The sequence below is a fragment of the Shewanella sp. UCD-FRSSP16_17 genome (assembly GCF_001675935.1).
Taxonomy (GTDB): domain Bacteria; phylum Pseudomonadota; class Gammaproteobacteria; order Enterobacterales; family Shewanellaceae; genus Shewanella; species Shewanella japonica.
Genome location: NZ_LZFV01000013.1, coordinates 70,691 through 92,180, shown reverse-complemented (window position 1 = coordinate 92,180; position 21,490 = coordinate 70,691). Strand labels below are relative to the sequence as shown.

Here is a 21,490-nt window from a genome sequence, read left to right as displayed (position 1 = left end):
TTTAGCAGCTATAGCAGAAAATTACCAAGGATTTATTTCCTTAAAGGGTTGTAAATATGGCCTAACAGGCCTAATTAAAACATTATCTAATAAATATAAAAATTTGTCTTTAATAATCTAGGAGTGCTCATGGAGTTTAGCGTAAAGAGCGGCAGCCCCGAGAAGCAACGTTCAGCTTGTATCGTTGTCGGTGTATACGAACCACGTCGTTTATCTGGTATCGCGGAGCAATTGGATAAAATCAGTGAAGGTTACATCAGTAACCTACTTCGACGCGGTGATTTAGAAGGCAAGCCAGGACAGATGTTGTTATTACATCATGTTCCGAATGTGCTAAGTGAGCGCGTTTTATTGGTTGGTTGTGGTAAAGAGCGTGAACTTGATGAACGCCAATACAAACAAATCATCACCAAAACCATCAATACTTTAAACGAAACAGGTTCGATGGAAGCGGTTTGCTTCTTGACTGAATTGCACGTTAAAGGTCGCGATACGTACTGGAAAGTTCGCCAAGCCGTTGAGACGACTTATAACAGCTTATACAGTTTTGACACCTTAAAAACACGTAAAGGCGAAACTCGTCGTCCATTACGTAAAATGGTGTTTAATGTACCGACACGTCGTGAACTAACGATTGGTGAACGTGCAATCGATCATGGAATGGCTGTCGCATCAGGTATGGATTTATGTCGTGACGTTGCCAATATGCCACCTAATATCTGTAATCCTGCTTACCTTGCATCTCAAGCACGTCAGATTGGTGAAGTTCACCAAAACCTGACAGTAACGACTGTCGGTGAAGAGCAAATGGCTAAGCTAGGCATGAACTCATACCTAGCAGTTGGCCGTGCCAGTGCCAATGAATCCATTATGACAATCATGGAGTACAAAGGCGCTGTTGATGAAACAGAAAAACCAATTGTCCTCATTGGTAAAGGCCTGACGTTTGACTCAGGCGGCATCTCATTAAAACCAGGTGATGGCATGGATGAGATGAAGTATGACATGGGCGGCGCAGCAGGTGTTATTGGCGCAATGAAAGCCTTATGTGAAATGAATTTACCTATAAACGTTATTGGTATTCTTGCTGGCTGTGAAAACATGCCATCAGGTGATGCTTACCGTCCAGGTGACATTTTAACCACTATGTCAGGCCAAACTGTCGAAGTATTAAATACTGATGCAGAAGGACGCTTAGTGCTTTGTGATGTACTGACTTATGTTGAACGTTACGACCCTGAATTGGTTATCGATACCGCAACATTAACTGGCGCTTGTGTGATTGCCTTAGGTAAACATGCCTCTGGTTTATTCTCTTCACATAACCCGTTAGCTCACGAACTATTAAATGCGGGTGAGCAATCAGGTGACCGAGCATGGCGTATGCCGATTTGGGATGAGTATCAAGAAATGCTTGAGAGCCCATTTGCTGACATGACTAACTTAGGCGGTCGTCCCGCAGGTTCTATTACTGCAGCATGTTTCTTATCTCGTTTCACTAAGAAATATAACTGGGCACATATCGATGTGGCTGGTACAGCTTGGAACAGCGGCGCAAATAAAGGTTCTACGGGTCGCCCTGTGCCATTATTAAGTCAGTTCTTAATTAACAGAGCTGGTGTTGATCAAGGCGAATAAGCCTTATTATCCAAGTTAGACAATGCGTTTTATGAAAAAAGGTGAAGAAATCATTCTTCACCTTTTTTATTTATAAATGATTTAAAACTAATCACATCTAAATGTTAATTTAACCGCTGTCCACCCTAGCCCCATGAGTTGCTTTTAGTGTAAAATCCGTCTTTACTTCGTCAAATACAGTAAAAGCATGCCAAAGACTCTGTTTTACTTAATGCCCGCCATCAATACGCAGCCAAGTGCAATCGAAAGTGTATTTTTAAGCGCCTGCCAATTAGCAGAAAAGCATTATCGTCAGCAGCAATTAATTTATATTCATTGCCAAGACAAGCAGCAGGCATACGCCATTGACGAATTACTTTGGCAATTTGAGCCAACGGCATTTGTTCCCCACAATTTAAAAGGGGAAGGACCGGTAACCGGTTCACCTGTGGAAATTGGTTTTGATAAATTAGGCGCGAATAAAAGCCGCCATTTACTCATTAATCTCGCAGATCAAGTGCCATCATTTGCGGTTAACTTTCCGCATATTATCGATTTTGTTGCTAATGATGATGCGCTAAAACAAATTGCACGTGCTCGCTATCGCGAATATAAGCAATTAGGCATTGAACTCACAACAACTGAGTTCACTGGCGTTTAAGTCAGTTGATTCGTTAACAATACCAACTATTAATTTAGATTGAGAAAACAAAAATCCCATGGAAAAAACATATAATCCGCAGTCAATTGAGCAATCTCTTTACCAAAACTGGGAAGAGCAAGGCTACTTCAAACCACATGGCGATGAGTCAAAAGGTAACTATTGCATCATGATCCCGCCACCGAATGTGACGGGTAGTTTGCACATGGGTCATGCATTCCAAGATACCATCATGGATACCTTGACTCGTTACCAACGCATGAAGGGTAAAAATACCCTTTGGCAAGTGGGTACTGACCATGCGGGTATTGCAACTCAAATGCTGGTTGAACGTAAAGTCTTTGCAGAAGAAGGATTAGGCCGCCACGACTTAGGCCGCGATAACTTTATTGAGCGCATTTGGGATTGGAAAAATGAATCTGGCGGTACTATTACTAAACAGCTACGTCGTTTAGGGGCATCAGTTGATTGGGACCGTGAACGTTTTACCATGGATGAAGGCATGTCTGAAGCCGTACAAGAAGTGTTTGTACGTCTATACGATGATGAGTTGATTTACCGTGGTAAACGCTTAGTAAACTGGGATCCAAAACTGCACACTGCAATTTCTGATCTTGAAGTTGAAAACAAAGAAAAGCAAGGCAGCATGTGGCATTTCCGCTATCCGCTTGCTGAGGGTGCATTAACTGCTGATGGTAAAGACTATTTAGAAGTCGCCACCACACGTCCTGAAACCATGTTAGGTGATAGTGCAGTTGCTGTTCACCCTGACGATGAACGTTATCAATCACTGATTGGTAAGTTCATTTTATTGCCAATCGTTAACCGTCTTATCCCTATCGTTGCTGACGATTATGTAGACATGGAATTTGGTACAGGCTGTGTGAAAATCACACCTGCACATGACTTTAACGATTATGAAGTCGGTAAGCGTCACGCCCTACCCATGTTCAACATCTTAACGATTAATGCAGAAATCCGCAGTGCTGCAGAAGTCGTCAATACAGATGGTACAGCAAATAATGAACTTGATAACAGCTTGCCTGAGCGCTATGCCGGTCTTGAACGTTTTGCCGCCCGTAAAGCCATTGTTGAAGAGTTCGAAACACTAGGTTTACTTGGCAAAATCGACCCTCACGGATTGAAAGTGCCTTATGGCGATCGTTCAGGTGTTGTCATTGAACCTTTACTGACAGATCAGTGGTATGTCTCTGTTGCGCCAATGGCTAAAACTGCGATGGAAGCTGTTGATAATGGCGACATCAAATTCGTACCACAACAATACGAGAACATGTACAACTCTTGGATGCGCGATATTCAAGACTGGTGTATCTCTCGCCAACTTTGGTGGGGMCATCGTATCCCAGCTTGGTACGACGAAGCAGGTAAAGTCTATGTGGGCCGTGACGAAGCTGAAGTTCGTGCAAAGCATAACTTAGATGAGTCTATTGTCTTACGCCAAGATAACGATGTATTGGACACATGGTTTAGCTCTGCGTTATGGACATTCTCAACATTAGGTTGGCCAAAAAACACCGAAGAATTAAAAGCTTTCCACCCAACAGATGTGTTGGTTACAGGCTTTGATATTATTTTCTTCTGGGTTGCCCGTATGATCATGATGACCATGCATTTCATTAAAGATGAAAATGGCAAACCGCAAGTCCCGTTCAAGACTGTGTATGTGACAGGTCTTATCCGTGATGAAGCGGGTAACAAAATGTCGAAGTCTAAAGGTAACGTACTTGACCCATTAGACATGATTGACGGTATTGACCTTGAGTCACTTGTGACTAAGCGTACTGGCAACATGATGCAGCCTAAACTTGCAGCTAAAATTGAAAAAAGCACGCGTAAAGAGTTTGCTGACGGTATCGAAGCACATGGTACTGATGCGCTACGTTTCACTTTAGCGTCAATGGCTTCAACAGGACGTGACATCAACTGGGACATGAAACGCCTAGACGGTTACCGCAGTTTCTGTAACAAAATCTGGAATGCTTCACGCTACGTACTAATGAACACCGAAGTACAAGCTGAAGGCGCTGATGATGATGCTATCGGTGAAGCGTTAGATTGCGGTCAACTGCTCGTTGATGGCAAGCCAGGTGCGATGGAGTTGTCTCTTGCTGATCGCTGGATTATCGGTTTGTTCAATCAAACGGTAAAAGCTTATGATGAGCATATGGCAAACTACCGCTTTGACTTAGCCGCTAACACTATTTATGAGTTCACTTGGAATCAGTTCTGTGACTGGTACTTAGAGCTAACGAAGCCTGTAATGCAAAGCGGTAGCGAAGCACAGCTTCGTGGTACACGTCATACTCTAGTCACTGTACTAGAACAAATGCAGCGTTTAATGCACCCAATGATGCCTTATCTCACCGAAACTATCTGGCAGCGCATTAAACCGCTAGCAGGAGTTGAGGGAGAGACGTTAATGTTGGCTGAATTCCCTGAATTTGATGCCACTAAAGTAGACTCTCAAGCGATGGAAGATCTTGAGTGGGTTAAGCAAGTGATTACGGCTGTACGTAATATTCGTGCAGAATTGAACATTGCTCCTTCTAAACCACTTAACGCCCTACTACGCGGCGTGAGTGAACAAGACAAAGCACGTCTAGAAGCAAACCAAACCTTCTTCAAGACCCTAGCTAAGCTTGAATCTATGACTATTCTTGCCGACGGTGAAACAGCGCCAATGTCGACAACACAGCTTGTAGGCGATATGGAGTTGTTAATTCCAATGGCTGGATTAATTGATGTTGCTAAAGAAGTGGCTCGTATCGACAAGCTACTTGAAAAAGCAGCCGGCGAGTTCAAACGTATTGAAGGCAAGTTATCGAATCAAGGGTTTGTCGCTAAAGCACCTGCAGCCGTGATCGAAAAAGAGCGTGCTAAACAAGCGGAATACCAACGCGATATTGAAAAGTTAACCGAACAAAAAGCTGAACTGGCTAAACTAGAAAGTTAACCTCAGTAATACGAAAAAGGCCATCAACAAAAGTTGATGGCCTTTTTTATTTCTTCTATGTCTAAATTGACTTGCACAGTCAAAGCCTATTTGTGAACTGCTGCCGATCTTAGGTGCTAGATGCTAGATGAGGAAACTTATTGCTCATTGACGCTTAAGGTATATTGCGGATATTTAGCCCCTTGGCTAGATTTTTTATTCGCCACAACCTTAGCGCCTATTTCGATGTACTCTCCATCGACACCAGGATTGTCTAACCCCATTGCTGGAAACGTTTTATAAGTGGTATTTTTATAGCGAATTTTAATGTTTTTTATTTGGATTAGCGGCTCATTATTCAAACTAATAAAATTAATCGTTATGGGATCGCTAGTATCAGAAGTAATAAAATAGCGCCCTTGATAATAATCATCATCAAGCAACGTCGCATTGGTTGAATTACCAATCCCGCCTTTCCAGTTCACTACCACAGTAGAACTTGTTCCACTATTTTGTAACACCGTAGGAAATTTAATAGGCTGAATTTCTGTAATAACAATTTGTGCGAAGGCTGAAGAACAACACAGCACACTTAACGCAGCGATCAAGGTCAACTTTATGAGCTGGAGATATCTGGAAGAGTCAATACAAGTTGGCATACCGCTGACCACCCAATTTTATTATTATTTTTATTAGTCATTGATTTTAAAATATTTTAAAAACAAAAATGTAATTAATAAACCTTAAGCAAATAAAAGCTAAATTAAGTCTATAAAAACATTTTGTATCAAATAGTCTTATCAATATTTTCTCGCATCATCTCAGTAACGTTACAAAAAATCAACAAACTCATCTAAGAAAGTCAGACAATGTTGACGAGTTCAGTCTACTCAATTTTTCGTTGAATTCTGTAAAATTCCCAGCCTAAGATCAATGTTGTACATTTTTAAATCAAAAGATCGTCTAGATGAAACCTTGTTAACTGACCAAAAATTAAACAAAAACACCATTATATCAACAACATCAAAAAACCAATCAAACTACTCAACTAATAAGTAAGATCTTTCATAGCCGATATTATTCTAATTTTCATAGAGTTAAACGCTAGTTTGAAATCTAATACTTTGTAGCTAGTATTTTAAATTAAACTTTAGCAATAACTTATAACTCTTAGCTATATAAAGAAATGCAACACACAATTGTAACCAAAGTGTTGCAAATTATTTCAATGCTGCTATTTTGACTTTACCCATTGATTAAGTCCTTGTTTAAAAGCGACAAATATCCACATAAAAATTATGGGCTATTAAAATTATAATATTACACCTGGGAACAATAAAATGACTAAAAAAATACTATTATCATCTGTTATCGCCTCTACGCTATTTCTTTCTACTCAAGTGGGTGCCGCAGACGAAACAGGTACTGCTAACTTCAACTTAATCTACCCAATCACTGTATCTGAAACGACCCAAATGGAATTTGGTGATGTATCAATCGCTGCTGATGGCCAGTGTGCTCTTGATTACTCAGATACAACTTCTGGAGCTGCATGTGTTGCTGGTGGTAATGCTGCACGTACTGGTGTGTTCAATGTGGCTGCCGCTGACGGAACAGTAAACCTTTCAGTATCTGGTCCTGATACGTCTGTTTCTGGCGTTACGTTTACCCCAACTCTTGCTAGTGCAACGGGTACTGTCACTGGTAATACGTTAGACGTTGACGTTGCTGGTACACTTGATATCGTTGCAGCTTCAGCAACTGAAGGGACTCACGCACTGTCGTACACTCTTTCAGTGGTTTACTAAACCTGTTATCTGATTTAAGCAATTTACCCTAACCTATATTGCTTACATCACCAGTAACATTGATGAATCCCGCAACGTGGTTGCGGGATTATATTCACCCCACTAACAAACAAAATTAAAATAAGCTCGAAGTAAGCTAACAATAATAATTAATAAATTTGCATTTAATGCATCAAAATTTAGCTGGGCAACAATATGAAAAACTTACTACTTATAACCACTTTGGTGTTAAGTCTTATACCTAGTGTGAGTGCAAACTTACTCGTGACACCAACCCGTGTCGAACTTGACAACCAGCGCAACAAAAGCGCCGTTTTTTCATTAGTTAATAAAAGCAGCGACACCGCTCGCTACGAAATTTACCTTGAAGACAAACAGTTACTCTCCAATGACGAATTTTTAACTTTAGCGCCTAAAACAAGTCCAACTTCACTTACCAGTTTCACCCGTTACTCTCCTCGACGAGTCAGTTTATCCCCTGAGCAAGGTGCAAGAGTAAGGCTTGCTGTGCGTCCGCCAAAAGACATCAAAGCTGGTGAATACCGAAGCTACATCGTTTTTCATCAAATCCCTTTAGCCCCGACCACAGTTTCAGACACCACTGAATCCAATGACACGATGAACTTATCAGTCACAGCCTATTTACGTATTGCCATTCCGGTGATCATGAGAGTCGGTGATTTAATCGCAGAATTAACAGTGAACGGAGAATTGCTAGCAAGCCCAGATAATCAGCAACAACTAATTGTTGATATCGGCCGCAGCGGTCAACGTAGCAGTTACGGTGATATTGAAGTGTATGACAGTGCATCTAATCAATTAGTTGGCAGTTTAAAAAATGCATCCATCTATACAGAAAACGATCAACGTCGATTTGCTATAACACTTAACCAAGCAGTAAAACCTGGGACGGATCTACTGATTAGATATGTTGAAAATGACACTTTATTCGAGGCTAAAACAATCGAATCCGTGATCAAATTATAAGGACAGTGTGACTGAAAAACACCTACTTTATCTCGGCAGATTATGCTTTTTCGGCATATCAACCGTATAGCAAAATATACTTTTTGTATTTGTTTATTATTGCTATACATAGAAACAATCAATCCAGGGCTTGAATCATCAACGCCCTGGAGAACCGATTCAATTGATTTTATTGCCAATCTCAATCTCGCCGCCTCAAACAACCAATCCCAACATAAAGAAAGAGAAATCCCTGACAAAGAAGCTACCGTCAATGACTCGTTAACGAAAACGGCCTCATCATTACAGCAAAGCACTTCATTTCAACGTCAAACCAAATCAAAGACAATGGCCTCAGAATCAATAACAACTACGCCAGAACCTGAGTTAACTGTCACATCAAAGCCGATAGCACTTACATCAACAGTATTAACTTCAGCTTCTACTTCAGCGTTAGTCAACCCCATCATAGTGAACTCTGAGAGCAAGAAAAAAGTTAACATTCAGCCTGAAACTGTCTCTTCCAAGAGAGCACCAACAATTGACTCTGCCCCCATTAATGACCTTAACAACCAGCGCCCTAATCAAGAACTTAGTCAACAATCTAGTCAAAAAAATAGCCAACAAGTGACACTATCTGACGCGGCAAAGCTCATTCAGGCTACTTCGCCAGTGACTGTAGCCTCAACAGCAAATAACCCTGAAATAGCATTAGCGAATTGTTCTCGACGACTGACTCGAAGTTACACAAGCTCTGCAGCAAATGAAGAGCAATTTCTTGTCGGGCAGTTTAATTATGGTTCTGAGCAGCTAAGCGATGAGATTTTTATCTATCAAGATAAAGCAACCCTTTATCTGCCAATACAATTTTTAGCCGATAATTTGATGCTACCGTTACAAGTTAACATGCAACCATTAAGCGTGAGCGGCTGGTATTTGACCACGGAAAACACTGTGGATATAAGCCAACACCTCATGCAATTTACTACGCAAAATAGTAATTGTAATCAAAACCCAACTGACGTCTATTTTGATGATTGGGACATCTATGTCGATATTGAGGTGGTAGAACAAATACTAGGATTAGAAATTCACTTTGATCATGCTCGTCAGTTACTAGCAGTGAATGAAAATACCTTAGTTCCACTAAGTCAGCTGCTTGAGAGGCAAAAGCGCCACCAGCAATTTAATCATCAAAAAAATGCCAATGGCCAACAAAGAATGCGTCAAGTAACTAGCGAGTATGCCACGATTGGCGATTTGGCGTTACATGCAGATGTCGGCGTCTCACAACGTAAACAAATAGAAACCCAACAACCGAATGTTGATGGGTTTATCCAAGCGAGGACTGATTTACTCGGACATAGTGCCTATGCAGGTTACTCTTGGTCGGAATACGGCGAAACATTTAACGCCTATGTAGAAAAAGCAATGGCCGACACTTGGGTTAAATACTATCGACTTGGCAGTATCGACTCCCATAATTTGGCGTTGGTTTCAGGCGCCAGCTCTGGTGAAGGTCTCATTCTTAATGCTGGTGACGCATTTTCAGATGACATTAGATACATTGTCGTTGAAGGTGAGTTAGAGCCAGGGTGGGATGTTGAATTATACCGAAATGGCGGTTTAATCAGTGTCCAACGTGTTGGTGATAATGGACAATATCGCTTTGAACAAGTCCCCTATTATATTGGAACTAACCAATACCAATTACGTTTATTTGGGCCAAATGGTGAAACACGAACAGAGTCCTTTAGTAAACTGCTCGACCCTTCTTTAATGCAAGCCGACAGCTTCGGAATGAACTTTGGCGTGATGCAACGAGAGCAAGATGATTTAAAACAAGTTTATGCGAGTGCAAACTGGGCGATATCTGATAACTTCTCGGCTGGTATTGCCTTAATTGAGCAACAGGTTAGTGACAACAAATGGCTGTTTAACCCTTCTTTGACTTTCAGTATGTTAACCGACAACAGTGTCTGGCAACTTAATCTCACAGGAAATGAAACTGGAACAGCAGCTAACATTATTGCCCAAGGGAGTAATAGCCTAATTGACTGGCAAGCAGAATGGGCACACTACCAAGACTTTGAATCATGGGAGAATCCAAATAACCAAGTAAAACAACTGGCCAATATTAATGTGAATGGCAACCTAGACCACACGAGTATGAGCTGGGGACTCAATGGCTCATGGCAAGAACAAAACTTTGGTACAGACAGCATTTACCTTGGAGCAACTGTAGCAGGCCAGTTTCAGCACCTAGCATTGAGTAACGAGTTAAGTTGGCAAAACATCGCCGATACACAAAGTTGGGCCAATCGATTAGCCCTTTCAGGTCGAATCTCCGACTGGTACTTACGTAGCTATGCTGATATTGCACTGCTGCCCACAACAGAACTCACCCAGTTAGTGTCTAATGCCAGTACGTCTTTAAGCGAGCAAAGTAACTATCAGTTTGAAGTTCGTTACCAACCAACGGCATTAGCAGAAGTCACGGTGAGAAACTCTTTATCTTATTTTCTAGATACCAGTACCTTAAGGCTGACATTAGAAAATGACTCTGAAGGTGATTGGTTTGCACAATTTAAGTGGAGTAGTTCAGCACTATTAATTGCACCCGATAACACTTGGTTACTCGACAGAGTGAGCCATTTAAATACTGGAAGTGTAAAAATTATCGCTTTTCAAGATGACAACAACAACGGCCTATTTGATGAGGATGAATTACCACTCAGTGGCCTACGTTTTTCAGGCCACAGTCAAGCTGATAGCGCAACGGATGAGCGCGGCCAGTTATTAATTACCCACATACAAACTTCAAGACCACATCGTCTTGTGCTAAATGAGCAATCACTACCTGACCCATTTTTACTGCCTCAAAACAGCATTTTATTAGTAAACGCTCATCCAGGGAATGTAGCCGAAGTGCTATTTCCTGTGTTATTTACTGCAGAGCTAGATGGCGAGATATTTTATGATGATGGAGTTGCGGCAAAAGGTGTGCTGGTGACGTTAATTGATGACGCTGATAATCAATATCATGCCCGAGTAGAGTACGATGGAGTGTTTATCTTTGAGCAACTGGTACCCGGTCGCTATCAAATTGAAATCAATAAACAACGCCAAGCCACACCAATCGAACTGAAGCCAGGTGAATATGTGACCCTCGCCACACAAACCATTTCTCGTTAAACCAAAACAAGATAAATAAGTGCGCATTTATTCAGCAACAACTAGAATAAATTATGGATTTATTGATGTGGAAACAAGTAAAGCATGTCACTCTTTATGTTGGTGGTTGCCGTTTCACAAGCCCATTTTAACTTAGTGACCCCTGTGTCTATTGAGCAAATTCGACCAATGGATCTTGGAATGATATACAACCAAGCCAACGTTAATTGCCAATTAGATCAATTTAACCGTCAAGGTAACGGCTGCCTCACTTCCGATAATCAACTCGGTCAATTTAAAATTCAAGGTAATGGCGAGTCTTCCATTAACGTGAGGGTTTACCCAACTTCCACGTCCAACGTATTATTTACCCCTATTCTGCCCAATGGCAATCAGCAGCAATCATTTGCATTATCTGAAACAGCAACAATTATCAATGTCGGTGGCAAAGTGGATGTGCTGAACGTTGAAGATGTTGGGCAACAGCAATTGTCATACACCATTGAAGTGAATTATCACTAACCGACAAAACAACGCAATAGCGCTTTCTTTCACAGGTCTTTATTGTAAGTGCTAAACAATACTCGCATATTGACAAGTGTTTCTAGTCAATTGCTCTGATTTCCTGTATAAGCATCGCCTCTAGAATATTTTTCAACTTTCTTAACCAAGCACTTTGTTTGCAAACATCAAAGCCAACAAGCTTGCACGTTATAAAAGTCAATCAATATAAAGATTCAATTTTTCATATTTATAAGATGGGCAGGTACGATTATGTCAGACAAATTTTTCTTTAAAGGCCGTCAAACGCCTAAACCTGCCTATGGCGAAAGTGGTTACAATACTAAACGTCAGGCTAAGCTTGGTACTAAAGTTAAGCCACTAACCTTGTCAGTTCAAACCGCAGAAAGGGCTGCGCAAGTACAGCAAATACTAGATGACAAAAACCTGTTTGCGAACATGACTGTTGATGAAAATAACCCTGAAAATATTATTGAGCTAGAGGGCATTATCAATAAGCCTACCGCTGTAACAGCCGAAGCAAAAATTAACCGCAACGCTCCTTGCAGCTGTGGCAGTGGTAAAAAATACAAAAAGTGCTGTGGTTAATCATGTCTTGGCTTAAGTAATTCATTAGAACAGCTTAAAGCGACGCACTAAGCACCACTTTAGCTTGAACAATAAAAATGGAATCAAAACATGTTTTTGATTCCATTTTTTGTTATGAAAATATCTTTATTTTGTGAAATATTATAAGCTTAACTTCGTTCTTATTATACTCAGTCTTAGTGTGCTTAATAAAAGGCAACACTTTTATCAACAGGTTAATTAATCAACCAACGTGATACTAGAGGTCAGAGTGAACACAGTCATAGCAGTAAAGTCCTTGATAACGGCGGGCATCTTGTGCTGCGCTACCCTAAGTTGGCCCGTCATGAGTCAACAATTTAGTCTCGTTAACAGTAACCATACTCCTATGGCAAATATGGTGGTATATCTCACTCCTGCCTCTCTCTCTTCAGCAAAAAAGATAACCCCTGAATCAACTCAGCCTCCAATTGAAATACATCAAGAAAATAAACAGTTCAGCCCATATATCACGGTTATTCAACAAGGTTACCAACTCAAATTTGTTAATGATGATGATATTACTCACCACATTTATTCGGCATCAGGCCCCAAACGCTTTTCGTTTAAACTACGCAAAGATAGCACTCAACAAGATATGCTATTTGATCAAGCAGGCCACATTTCAATGGGGTGTAACATCCATGACTGGATGAGCGGACATGTGTTGGTGGTCGATACTCCTTATTACGGCGTGACTGATTCAAATGGTAACGTCATATTCGACGAGCTACCTGATTCTGAATATCAACTCGTTGTCTGGCACCCGCAATTACGGGCAGATAACAATCAATTTAGCCAGACAATAACAACGCCTTTAGCAGAGGCATTAACCATACAAATAACTGCATCAATGGACGACATCCCAACTCAACAAAGTTTGGATGACTTTGACTTTCTGGATGGATATTAATGCGAAATACGTTTAATAGTATTCAAACTCGAATATTCACCTTTTTCATGGTGTTATTAATAGCTGTTCAAGCTATTTCTTTTGCCATTAATTACTATTCGAATAAACGTTTAGAAAAACAGCAGTTAGAAAACCAACTGTCAGTAGCTGAGTTGGTATTTAAGTCAGAATATGACAACCGAAATTACTATTTATCCGCTTTTGCCGAAACGGCAGCAAAAGACTTTGGCCTTAAAGATATTTTTATTGATGGCGACAGCCGCAGTTTTTTGGTGGCATTAAATAATCATCGAAAACGCATCAATGCAGACTTAGCTATTGCAGTTGATCATCAAGGGAATGTGATTGGCGAGCTGTTAACGACAGCAAAAGGACCTAACAAAGGCAAAGTTAATGTTGGACCAGAGCAAGGTCAGCCATTTAGATTCCCGCTCGCAACAGAATTTGAAACCAGTAGCCCCTTATACCCTCTTGGCGAGCATGTTTATCAGTTAAGGTTTTCACCATTAACCAGTGGCGCAGCAAACATTATTGGCTGGGTGGGCTTTGGCTTTATCATTGGCGACGAGTTAACGCATTCGTTATCGGAGCAAACCGGCTTGAACACAGGATTTTTGCTCACATCTGAAAAAAGTAACCAATTAATTAGCCTCTCCAATACCAGATTCACCCACGAAGACCATCAAGTCATCAGTGACTTTATTGAACACGATCAAACCAATGATGAATACATTTTATGGCAATCAGATTTAGGTGAAGTTAAGCGTGATAGCCAAGACAATGTTCAACTACATGCCTTTATGTATTTGAGTCGCAATGCTGCGCTTGAATCAGCACAAGATCATTGGTTTCAACAATTATTATTGATTTTATTAATGTTGCCGATGTCACTATTTGTGGCCTACATTATTGCTCGAGGTGTCACTAAGCCACTTACATTATTGATAAAACAAGCTCGATTTATTGCAAAAGGTAATTACAATTCAAAGGTAGAAGTTGGCAACAGTGCAGAGATGAAAGAACTCGCTGAAGAAATCACTGCCATGCAACAAGCCATATTAAGCCGTGAAAACAAAATCGCCTTTCAAGCCTACCATGACCCACTGACCAATCTAGGTAATAAAAACGAGTTAATCCGCATCACCTCGAGTTGGTTCGAAAGCAAATCTCCATTAGCAATATGCCTGATTAATATTCGTCGTATGACTGAAATCAACGGTACCTTAGGTCATGTTGTTGGCGATATGGTGATCACAGAAGTTGGCCGTCGATTAGCAAGCTTTGATGAAATAGATCTCGTCTGCCGTATTAACGGCGATGAATTTGTCCTTGCTATTGAGCACACAGAGCAAAAATCACTTACCGCATTAATTAATCATGTCCAACAAACTGTTGAAGCCAATTACTGCTATCAAGACATTTCGTTGCATTTACAAACCACAATCGGCATCAGTTTTGTTTATTACCCAAGTGATCTCGAAACACTATTACGCCAAGCCGACACCGCCTTACAGTATGCGAAGAAACATCATCAACATTTACAGATTTACCACCAGCAAATTGATGTTAATACCGTAGACAGACTGCAACTAGTCAACGACCTAAAACTGGCAATTGAGCAAGATGAGCTAGTGTTATTTTACCAACCTAAGCTGAACCTCAAGCTCAATAAAGTGACCCATGTAGAGGCATTGGTTCGTTGGCAACATCCGATAAGAGGCATGATCCCGCCAGATAGCTTTATTCCTATCGCTGAAAAAATGGGACAAATGAATGCTCTAACGAACTGGGTAATCAATCAAGCGCTAGACCAATACCTACTATGGCAACAACAAGGAGTTGAGCTCTCCATAGCAATCAATATTTCAGCTGAGAATTTAAAGGATGATCAATTTTGCCAGCATATTTTGCAAATGATTAAAGATAAGAAAGTGCCTATCGAAGCATTAACACTGGAGATCACCGAGGATGCCGTTGTTGCCGATCCTGAACATGCCATCAAGCAACTTACAGAGCTCAAACAGCATGGGCTTAAGCTATCAATTGATGATTACGGTACTGGCTACTCCTCTTTAGCACAGCTAAAACAACTTCCCGTGGATGAGCTAAAAATTGACAAGTCATTTGTGCAAAACTTGATGAGCAGCGAAGACGATAAAATTATTGTCAGTTCAACCTTGCAGCTTGCCCATAACCTAGGTTTAAAAGTGGTGGCTGAAGGCATTGAAGATGAAGGTTCTCTCAAATGGTTAATCCAGCGAGGCTGTGAAATGGGCCAAGGCTTTTACTTGTCAAAACCCGTTGATGCCGAAAAGTTAACCCAATGGTTATCACAATCAAATTACCGTTAACACGTCACTAATCCGTTATAAATAAATCAATAAGGTACGCGGATGAAATATTGGAAAAGAACAGGAAAATGGATTTGTATTTTATATTTAGCTTGTCATTCAGCCACTGCTGCAGAACATCACTTTTCAGGCCTGATTGATGTAAGAGCCAGTTACACAGATGGCACTGAATCTTATGTCGATGGTGGCTTAGGAAAATTTCGCTTTGATGATGGCACTCAATTATCACTTTCCCAAGTTGGCCTGACCTATAAAGTGGATTGGGAAAACGCATTTTCAGCACATGTGACAGCCAATGGTTATCTTGATAATACCCGTAATGATATTGGTATTACCGAAGCATTTTTAAATTATCGCAGTTTGCCCTGGCAAAATGGCCTTAGGTTAAAAGGTCGATTAGGCTTAATGTTCCCTGATATTTCTCTGGAAAATATCGCCACAGCTTGGTCGTCCCCTTATACATTAAGCTATTCGGCGATAAACAGCTGGTTAGGTGAGGAGTTTCGCCATCTTGGTGCAGAACTCACCCTTGAGCGCTTAGGAAAATTCCATAACTCAAAACATGACTTAGCCTTATCTGCAGCTTTATTCCAATATAATGATACCGCTGGCGCCATGCTCGCTTGGCATGGTTGGACACTCAGCTCCCGTCAAACCTTACTCCATGAATCCTTGCCATTAAGTAATATGCCCAGCTTAGCAGGAGGCAGTTTAGATGATCAGGCCGATGAATCAGATCCTTTTATCGAACTAGATGATCGTTTTGGTTATCACGTACATGGTCAATGGCGGTTTAAAGGAAATGGCGAAGTGTCATTAGGCTATTATGATAACAATGCCAATACTCTCGTCTTTAAGAATGGCCAATATGCTTGGCTAACAAAGTTTACTCATGCTGGTGTCAAATGGCGTTTACCCTACCAAATCGAACTCATCAGCCAAGTCATGTATGGCAGCACGTTAATGCAGTCACCAGAAGCGGTAGATGTGGTTAATAATGACTATCAAGCCGCCTTTGTTTTATTAACTAAACGTTGGGATAAACATCGCCTGACTATTCGAGCTGAAGATTTTGAGGTATCAGACAATGATGCCACGTTCGACGATAACAATAATGAACAAGGCAACGCCCTCACCTTGTCGTATCAATATCGTTTACAAAAAAGCTGGTTTATCCAAGCTGAATATAACCGTATAGACGCGACTCGTGATGCCAAAGTTGAACAAGGTTTACCCAAAGAGATGCTAGAGCAGCAGTGGCAATTAGCCACTAGATGGTATTTCTAACCCCCAGTTGCCGCTTCATTAGCCATGGATTGGCTGTTACCGCTTTTTTACTTCATAACAAATCATGCCTAAGTGGTTAAAAAATAATTTGAAGAACGGTTATCCATAATTAAAAAAGCAGCAACCTGCGCAATAATCAGTCCATATTTCAATTGTGTAACCCTCGCATGACGCCAATCTTCCTCTCAAAGATTTAACATTCAATATAAAGCGCAATTTTTATCACAGTTCTTTTGTATTTTGTTTCAAATTAGGTAAAGTGTCTGCCAGCTTAATGTTAATAATAATCATAATAAAAGGTGAGATATGAGTGAAAATTCACACTCAGGTAACGACCTCAGTGAAGTAAAACAACTTGGAATGTGGGCATCGATTGCCAGCCTGAGTTATATTTTTTGGATCGTCGGCGGCATGGAGCTGGTTGAACGTATCGCATACTACGGTGTAAAGGCCAGTGCTGGTCTTTATGCAAAAGCCCCCACCTCTGAAGGTGGCTTAGGTATTAGCCTTAGCGATTATGGTGTGATCATCGCAATTTGGGCCTTCATGCAAACCTTCATACCTGTCTTTACGGGCGGCATATCAGATCGCGTTGGTTACAAAGAAACCATTTTTGCCTCTACGATAATTAAAATCGCTGGCTATCTTGTCATGGCTTTCTTCCCAAGCTTTTATGGTTTCCTCTTTGGTGCCATTTTGCTGGCGGCGGGTACAGGTATTTTTAAACCGGGTATTCAAGGTACCTTAGTGCTATCCACTGGCAGACAAAACACCTCAATGGCTTGGGGTATATTCTACCAGGTCGTTAATATTGGTGGGTTCTTAGGTCCGCTAGTTGCTGTGCATATGCGCCAATTATCTTGGGATAATGTGTTTTATGCCTGTGCTGCCATTATCTCGTTAAACTTTTTATTTCTATTAGCTTATAAAGAGCCAGGAAAAGAAGAACGTCTTGAGCGAAATCGTAAAATTAAATCTGGCGAAATTAAACAAGAAGCCCTATGGCGTGATGCCTTAAACGAGCTTAAAAAACCAGTGGTGATTTACTACATGCTAGTGTTTGCTGGTTTCTGGTTCTTATTCAATGCCTTATTTGATGTATTGCCTATTCATATTGCTGAATGGGTCGATACCAGTGTGATTGTGACCTCGCTATTTGGCCCCGATGGCACATCTAATGGCTTTTTCCAATTCTGGTTAGGCCTAGATAACACAGGCACTAAGGTCATGCCAGAAGGCATGCTTAACCTCAATGCCGGTATGATTATGACCAGTTGTTTTTTGGTGGCAGCGCTTACTGCTAAATACCGTATTACCACAGCAATGCTAGGTGGTTGTTTGCTGAGTATCCTCGCATTTGTATTTATAGGTGCAACTAATGCGGCATGGATGATTGTACTAGCCATTGCTATGTTCTCTTTCGGTGAAATGATGATTAGCCCGAAGAAAAACGAGTTCATGGGTAATATTGCTCCTGAAGGCAAAAAAGCGATGTACTTAGGTTTTGTGATGTTACCGCAAGGGATTGGCTGGACTCTTGAAGGCTACTTTGGCCCTAAGTTATATGAAATGTACGCATCAAAAGAAGTATTCTCACTACAACTCCTTGCTGAGCGAGGCATGGATGCTGCTACAATTGGCGCTATTCCGCAAGGTGAAGCCTTTAGTACATTAGTGACTTTCACAGGTGAACCTGCTCAAGAACTCACAACCTTGCTGTATAACACCCATAACATTGGTATGGCGTGGTATATCATCGCTGCCATCGGCACTATTTCAGCAGTAGGTATTTTCCTTTACGGTAAATGGTTATACAAATTACAACAAAGCTAATACCAAACTCAGTATGTAAATAGTAAAAAGCTGACTATGATGTCAGCTTTTTTATTGGGCAAGTATTAAAGTAGTGTAAAAATTCAAGGTCGTACATCATGACACTACACGTTAAACTCTTCACTCTAAACTATTTGAATTCGCGATTGCATTGTTAACCCTTTTCTAAGCAATAAAACATAAAAAGGAGCCCTAAGGCTCCTTTAATCATTATGCTAATCACAAAAAGTTATCGTAACCTTTTTAGCATGCTAATAAACCGAAAAGTCATTAATGACTTGTTCCACTATGCATCACATCAACACCATAGGTTTTACCTTCGGCATGACACGTTGAACAAGACTCAATCGGTAAATCAACCACTGAACCAGGTTCATCCTGTACATAAGCGCCATTACTCTTGAAGTGAGCTAATGCAGAGGCACTCACGTGACAACTACGACAAGCTTCAGAGATTGGCGAGATGAAACCAGCATCAGTTTCGACAGAGCGTTTACCTGATGTTAATCCACCATCTGCAGCAAATACGGTGCTATCTTCTTTATGGCAAGCCTGACAATTATTTAACATTGCAGAGTACCCATTAAGATTGCCTTCAGCATCACGGTATACAGCTGGTTCGCCATCCCAGTAGCCAGCATGGAATCTATGAGCAACGGTAACGAGGTCTCGGTTAGCAAAAGATAAACCTTCAACGACATCCCATATTGCATTGCCATCAGCATCTACTTCGTCAGTTTTATACGATGCTGTAGGGTGATAAGTAGGAGAACCACCTAAGTTTTCGCTATGACAATAAGCACATTGTGTGAACTCAGTGACACCGTGAGTGCTTTTTATATGCGTTAAGTTACCATGACAATCATTACACTTAGCTTCACTAATTGAAGTACGATCTGCATCAGCGATACGCATCTCAACAATATCTGCATCAGGCGTAAGGTTAAAGTACTTAGTTTCAGCCAGATTCGCCACGCCCATTTCAACAATATTACCATCATCATCTTGGGTACACTCGACAATTTCACTTCCTGAGCCGCATAATTGCACTTCAGCTGTTGCGTAAATTGGACCCACTAATAAATCAGTCGCAAATTCAGCTTCGTTAACGACTACGCCATCAGAACTCATCACGCCACCAACGAAGTCCATTTTAAATCCACCATCGGCACCGTAGCCATGTGACACAGCGCCTGTATCTGCATCTAACGTGCCGATTAATAAACCACGGCCAGCATTAGTCATATAATCTGTGATTGACGCATAGGTTGCAGCATCAAGTAAGGAGCCGTTCATGCTCACTTCTGACGTAACGACTAACGTAGACATCCCAGCAGTTGCTGAAGCTTCTACTGCTACTGATTGAATATCAATAATAAACTTATCAGCTAACTCATCTCTGCCGCCAACACCATGAGCTTGCATAGGGCTTAAACTGCCCGCACCATGACAACCTGAACATGAAGCGTCACTTTCAGGCACAATTCCTAAGTGACCTTCACCAGTTTCAAAATCGACATTGGTATGGCAAGACACACAGGCTTCTGCATAAACATTGTCATTCCACTGAGTACCGTTGTCGTGACAGGTTGTACATTCATTCAACTCTGCAGGGAAGGCAATTTCAGAGAACATCTCTTTAGCTGCACCTTCTAGATTATCAATATGATGACCAGCGTGAATGGTGTGGATCATGGCATTAAAGTTAAGGTTATAACCTAAGGCTTCCGCTTCTTCATCCGTCACTGGATAAGAAGGGTTATGACAAGACACACAGTTTTCTACTTTTTGATAATTATGGTGCGCGCTAAGATCAGCGATACGTGAATCAGTATCTTCATAACCATCTAACTGGCCGTGACATTTAATACATGCCGCATTTGAAACGGAGTCTTTCTCTGAAATTGCGATTTCATTAGTCGCAGGAATAAAGTCAATTGGGGTAGAAAGCAGTTTATCTGAAACCGATGTGCCAGAACTATCGACAATATTATAAGTTCGAACCATGACACGATGAAGACTATTAGTATCCCCATTTTCTAAGACAATAGGCGCATTACCATCATGCTCCCAAGTCCCGGTATATGTACCAGGATTGGCTTCATCTTCAACCAGAGTACAGGCATCTACCTCTGTTCCCCATGAATCTGCTTTGCCCGTAGGCGTACAATACATGCTGTAGCTAAAATCATTTGCTAAACCATTACTTTCCCAAACAAGAGGTGCACCGGTATCAGTCATATTTTCCGTTTGGTTAGCCACATAAATAGCCACTTGCTCTAAACCAGTAAAAGGTAAAGATTCACCTGCTGAATTTTTACCTGTGGCAGTAAATTTAACAGAAAATTCTTCGCTCCCCACTACAACGATATCTTCTGGTGCAACCGTTAATATAAAGTCTGCTGCAGATTCTACTGTTGAAACAACATTACCCGCAGGTGTACCCGGTTCACCAGGTGCCCCTGGCTCACCCGGAGCCCCATCTTGGCCATCTTCACCATCACTGCATCCCACTAACCCAATAACAGCCATCAACGCTGTTGCGAGTATTGTTCTCTTATAAGTTCTCATTATCGTATCCCTTTATTTTAGGTATTTGATTCTGCCGTGGCAGTGATTCCAATATAAAAGACAGCCTGTAATATGTATTAAACTTGTGTGGTAATTGTGATTGAAATTTAAAGATTCTTAGCTAAAAATTGCACAATTCGAGCTTAGCAATTTCGCTATATAAAACTCACATAACTTATTGCTTTTATTTGATAGTTTGAGTTCAATTTATAATATTTACAATTTTAT

General features: G+C 40.9%; 14 protein-coding genes. 12 read left to right on the top strand and 2 right to left on the bottom strand.

Annotation, left to right across the window (positions count from 1 at the left end; all coding sequences use genetic code 11):
- Window positions 1-129: 129 nt before the first annotated feature.
- The 3 genes from pepA (at window position 130) to A9267_RS09430 (ending at window position 5,252) form a co-directional block, all read left to right on the top strand.
- A complete protein-coding gene (gene pepA / locus A9267_RS09440) occupies window positions 130-1,638 on the top strand; it encodes a leucyl aminopeptidase (protein ID WP_055024285.1) in 1,509 nt (502 codons plus the stop codon).
- A 187-nt stretch (window positions 1,639-1,825) separates the two neighbouring features.
- Window positions 1,826-2,278, top strand: coding sequence for a DNA polymerase III subunit chi (locus A9267_RS09435; protein WP_055024286.1), 453 nt, complete (start codon window positions 1,826-1,828; stop codon window positions 2,276-2,278).
- A 58-nt stretch (window positions 2,279-2,336) separates the two neighbouring features.
- Window positions 2,337-5,252 (top strand): valine--tRNA ligase, encoded by a 2,916-nt coding sequence (locus A9267_RS09430; protein ID WP_065108996.1) that lies wholly within the window; start codon window positions 2,337-2,339, stop codon window positions 5,250-5,252.
- A gap of 137 nt (window positions 5,253-5,389) precedes the next feature.
- Here the strand turns inward: A9267_RS09430 and A9267_RS09425 are convergent, their stop codons facing one another.
- Complete coding sequence (locus A9267_RS09425) at window positions 5,390-5,890, bottom strand: hypothetical protein (protein ID WP_156669136.1); 501 nt, start codon at window positions 5,888-5,890, stop codon at window positions 5,390-5,392.
- Between the two features lie 681 nt (window positions 5,891-6,571).
- Here A9267_RS09425 and A9267_RS09420 point away from each other — a divergent pair.
- From A9267_RS09420 to A9267_RS09380, 9 genes are all read left to right on the top strand, one after another.
- Entirely contained in the window at window positions 6,572-7,039 is a 468-nt protein-coding gene (locus tag A9267_RS09420; protein ID WP_065108994.1) for a hypothetical protein, read from the top strand.
- A gap of 195 nt (window positions 7,040-7,234) precedes the next feature.
- Window positions 7,235-8,026, top strand: coding sequence for a hypothetical protein (locus tag A9267_RS09415; protein ID WP_065108993.1), 792 nt, complete (start codon window positions 7,235-7,237; stop codon window positions 8,024-8,026).
- Window positions 8,027-8,068: 42 nt separating this feature from the next.
- Window positions 8,069-11,200, top strand: a complete 3,132-nt coding sequence (locus tag A9267_RS09410) for a carboxypeptidase-like regulatory domain-containing protein (RefSeq protein ID WP_156669135.1) — start codon at window positions 8,069-8,071, stop codon at window positions 11,198-11,200.
- Between the two features lie 84 nt (window positions 11,201-11,284).
- On the top strand, window positions 11,285-11,701 hold the full coding sequence (locus A9267_RS09405; protein ID WP_065108992.1) for a hypothetical protein: 417 nt from the start codon (window positions 11,285-11,287) through the stop codon (window positions 11,699-11,701).
- Between the two features lie 252 nt (window positions 11,702-11,953).
- Window positions 11,954-12,289, top strand: a complete 336-nt coding sequence (locus A9267_RS09400) for a PBPRA1643 family SWIM/SEC-C metal-binding motif protein (protein WP_065108991.1) — start codon at window positions 11,954-11,956, stop codon at window positions 12,287-12,289.
- 325 nt (window positions 12,290-12,614) lie between these two features.
- Window positions 12,615-13,220, top strand: a complete 606-nt coding sequence (locus A9267_RS09395) for a hypothetical protein (RefSeq protein ID WP_156669134.1) — start codon at window positions 12,615-12,617, stop codon at window positions 13,218-13,220.
- Window positions 13,220-15,571 carry an EAL domain-containing protein gene (locus tag A9267_RS09390; RefSeq protein WP_065108990.1) on the top strand — a complete coding sequence of 784 codons (2,352 nt, stop codon included), beginning with the start codon at window positions 13,220-13,222 and terminating at the stop codon, window positions 15,569-15,571. Before A9267_RS09395 ends, A9267_RS09390 begins: the two co-directional genes overlap by 1 nt.
- 42 nt (window positions 15,572-15,613) lie before the next feature.
- Window positions 15,614-16,858 (top strand): hypothetical protein, encoded by a 1,245-nt coding sequence (locus A9267_RS09385; protein WP_065108989.1) that lies wholly within the window; start codon window positions 15,614-15,616, stop codon window positions 16,856-16,858.
- A gap of 306 nt (window positions 16,859-17,164) precedes the next feature.
- A complete protein-coding gene (locus A9267_RS09380) occupies window positions 17,165-18,691 on the top strand; it encodes an MFS transporter (RefSeq protein ID WP_055024296.1) in 1,527 nt (508 codons plus the stop codon).
- A gap of 270 nt (window positions 18,692-18,961) precedes the next feature.
- On the opposite strand, the gene A9267_RS09375 is transcribed toward A9267_RS09380, so the two are convergent.
- On the bottom strand, window positions 18,962-21,262 hold the full coding sequence (locus A9267_RS09375; protein WP_082972321.1) for an OmcA/MtrC family decaheme c-type cytochrome: 2,301 nt from the start codon (window positions 21,260-21,262) through the stop codon (window positions 18,962-18,964).
- Window positions 21,263-21,490: the final 228 nt, after the last annotated feature.

Coding starts and splice junctions, on each gene's coding strand:
- A9267_RS09375 (WP_082972321.1), bottom strand. CDS start 21,262: ATGAGAACTTATAAGAGAACAATACTCGCAACAGCGTTGATGGCTGTT.
- A9267_RS09380 (WP_055024296.1), top strand. CDS start 17,165: ATGAGTGAAAATTCACACTCAGGTAACGACCTCAGTGAAGTAAAACAA.
- A9267_RS09400 (WP_065108991.1), top strand. CDS start 11,954: ATGTCAGACAAATTTTTCTTTAAAGGCCGTCAAACGCCTAAACCTGCC.
- A9267_RS09405 (WP_065108992.1), top strand. CDS start 11,285: ATGTCACTCTTTATGTTGGTGGTTGCCGTTTCACAAGCCCATTTTAAC.
- pepA (WP_055024285.1), top strand. CDS start 130: ATGGAGTTTAGCGTAAAGAGCGGCAGCCCCGAGAAGCAACGTTCAGCT.
- A9267_RS09420 (WP_065108994.1), top strand. CDS start 6,572: ATGACTAAAAAAATACTATTATCATCTGTTATCGCCTCTACGCTATTT.
- A9267_RS09410 (WP_156669135.1), top strand. CDS start 8,069: ATGCTTTTTCGGCATATCAACCGTATAGCAAAATATACTTTTTGTATT.
- A9267_RS09395 (WP_156669134.1), top strand. CDS start 12,615: ATGAGTCAACAATTTAGTCTCGTTAACAGTAACCATACTCCTATGGCA.
- A9267_RS09415 (WP_065108993.1), top strand. CDS start 7,235: ATGAAAAACTTACTACTTATAACCACTTTGGTGTTAAGTCTTATACCT.
- A9267_RS09435 (WP_055024286.1), top strand. CDS start 1,826: ATGCCAAAGACTCTGTTTTACTTAATGCCCGCCATCAATACGCAGCCA.
- A9267_RS09425 (WP_156669136.1), bottom strand. CDS start 5,890: ATGCCAACTTGTATTGACTCTTCCAGATATCTCCAGCTCATAAAGTTG.
- A9267_RS09385 (WP_065108989.1), top strand. CDS start 15,614: ATGAAATATTGGAAAAGAACAGGAAAATGGATTTGTATTTTATATTTA.
- A9267_RS09390 (WP_065108990.1), top strand. CDS start 13,220: ATGCGAAATACGTTTAATAGTATTCAAACTCGAATATTCACCTTTTTC.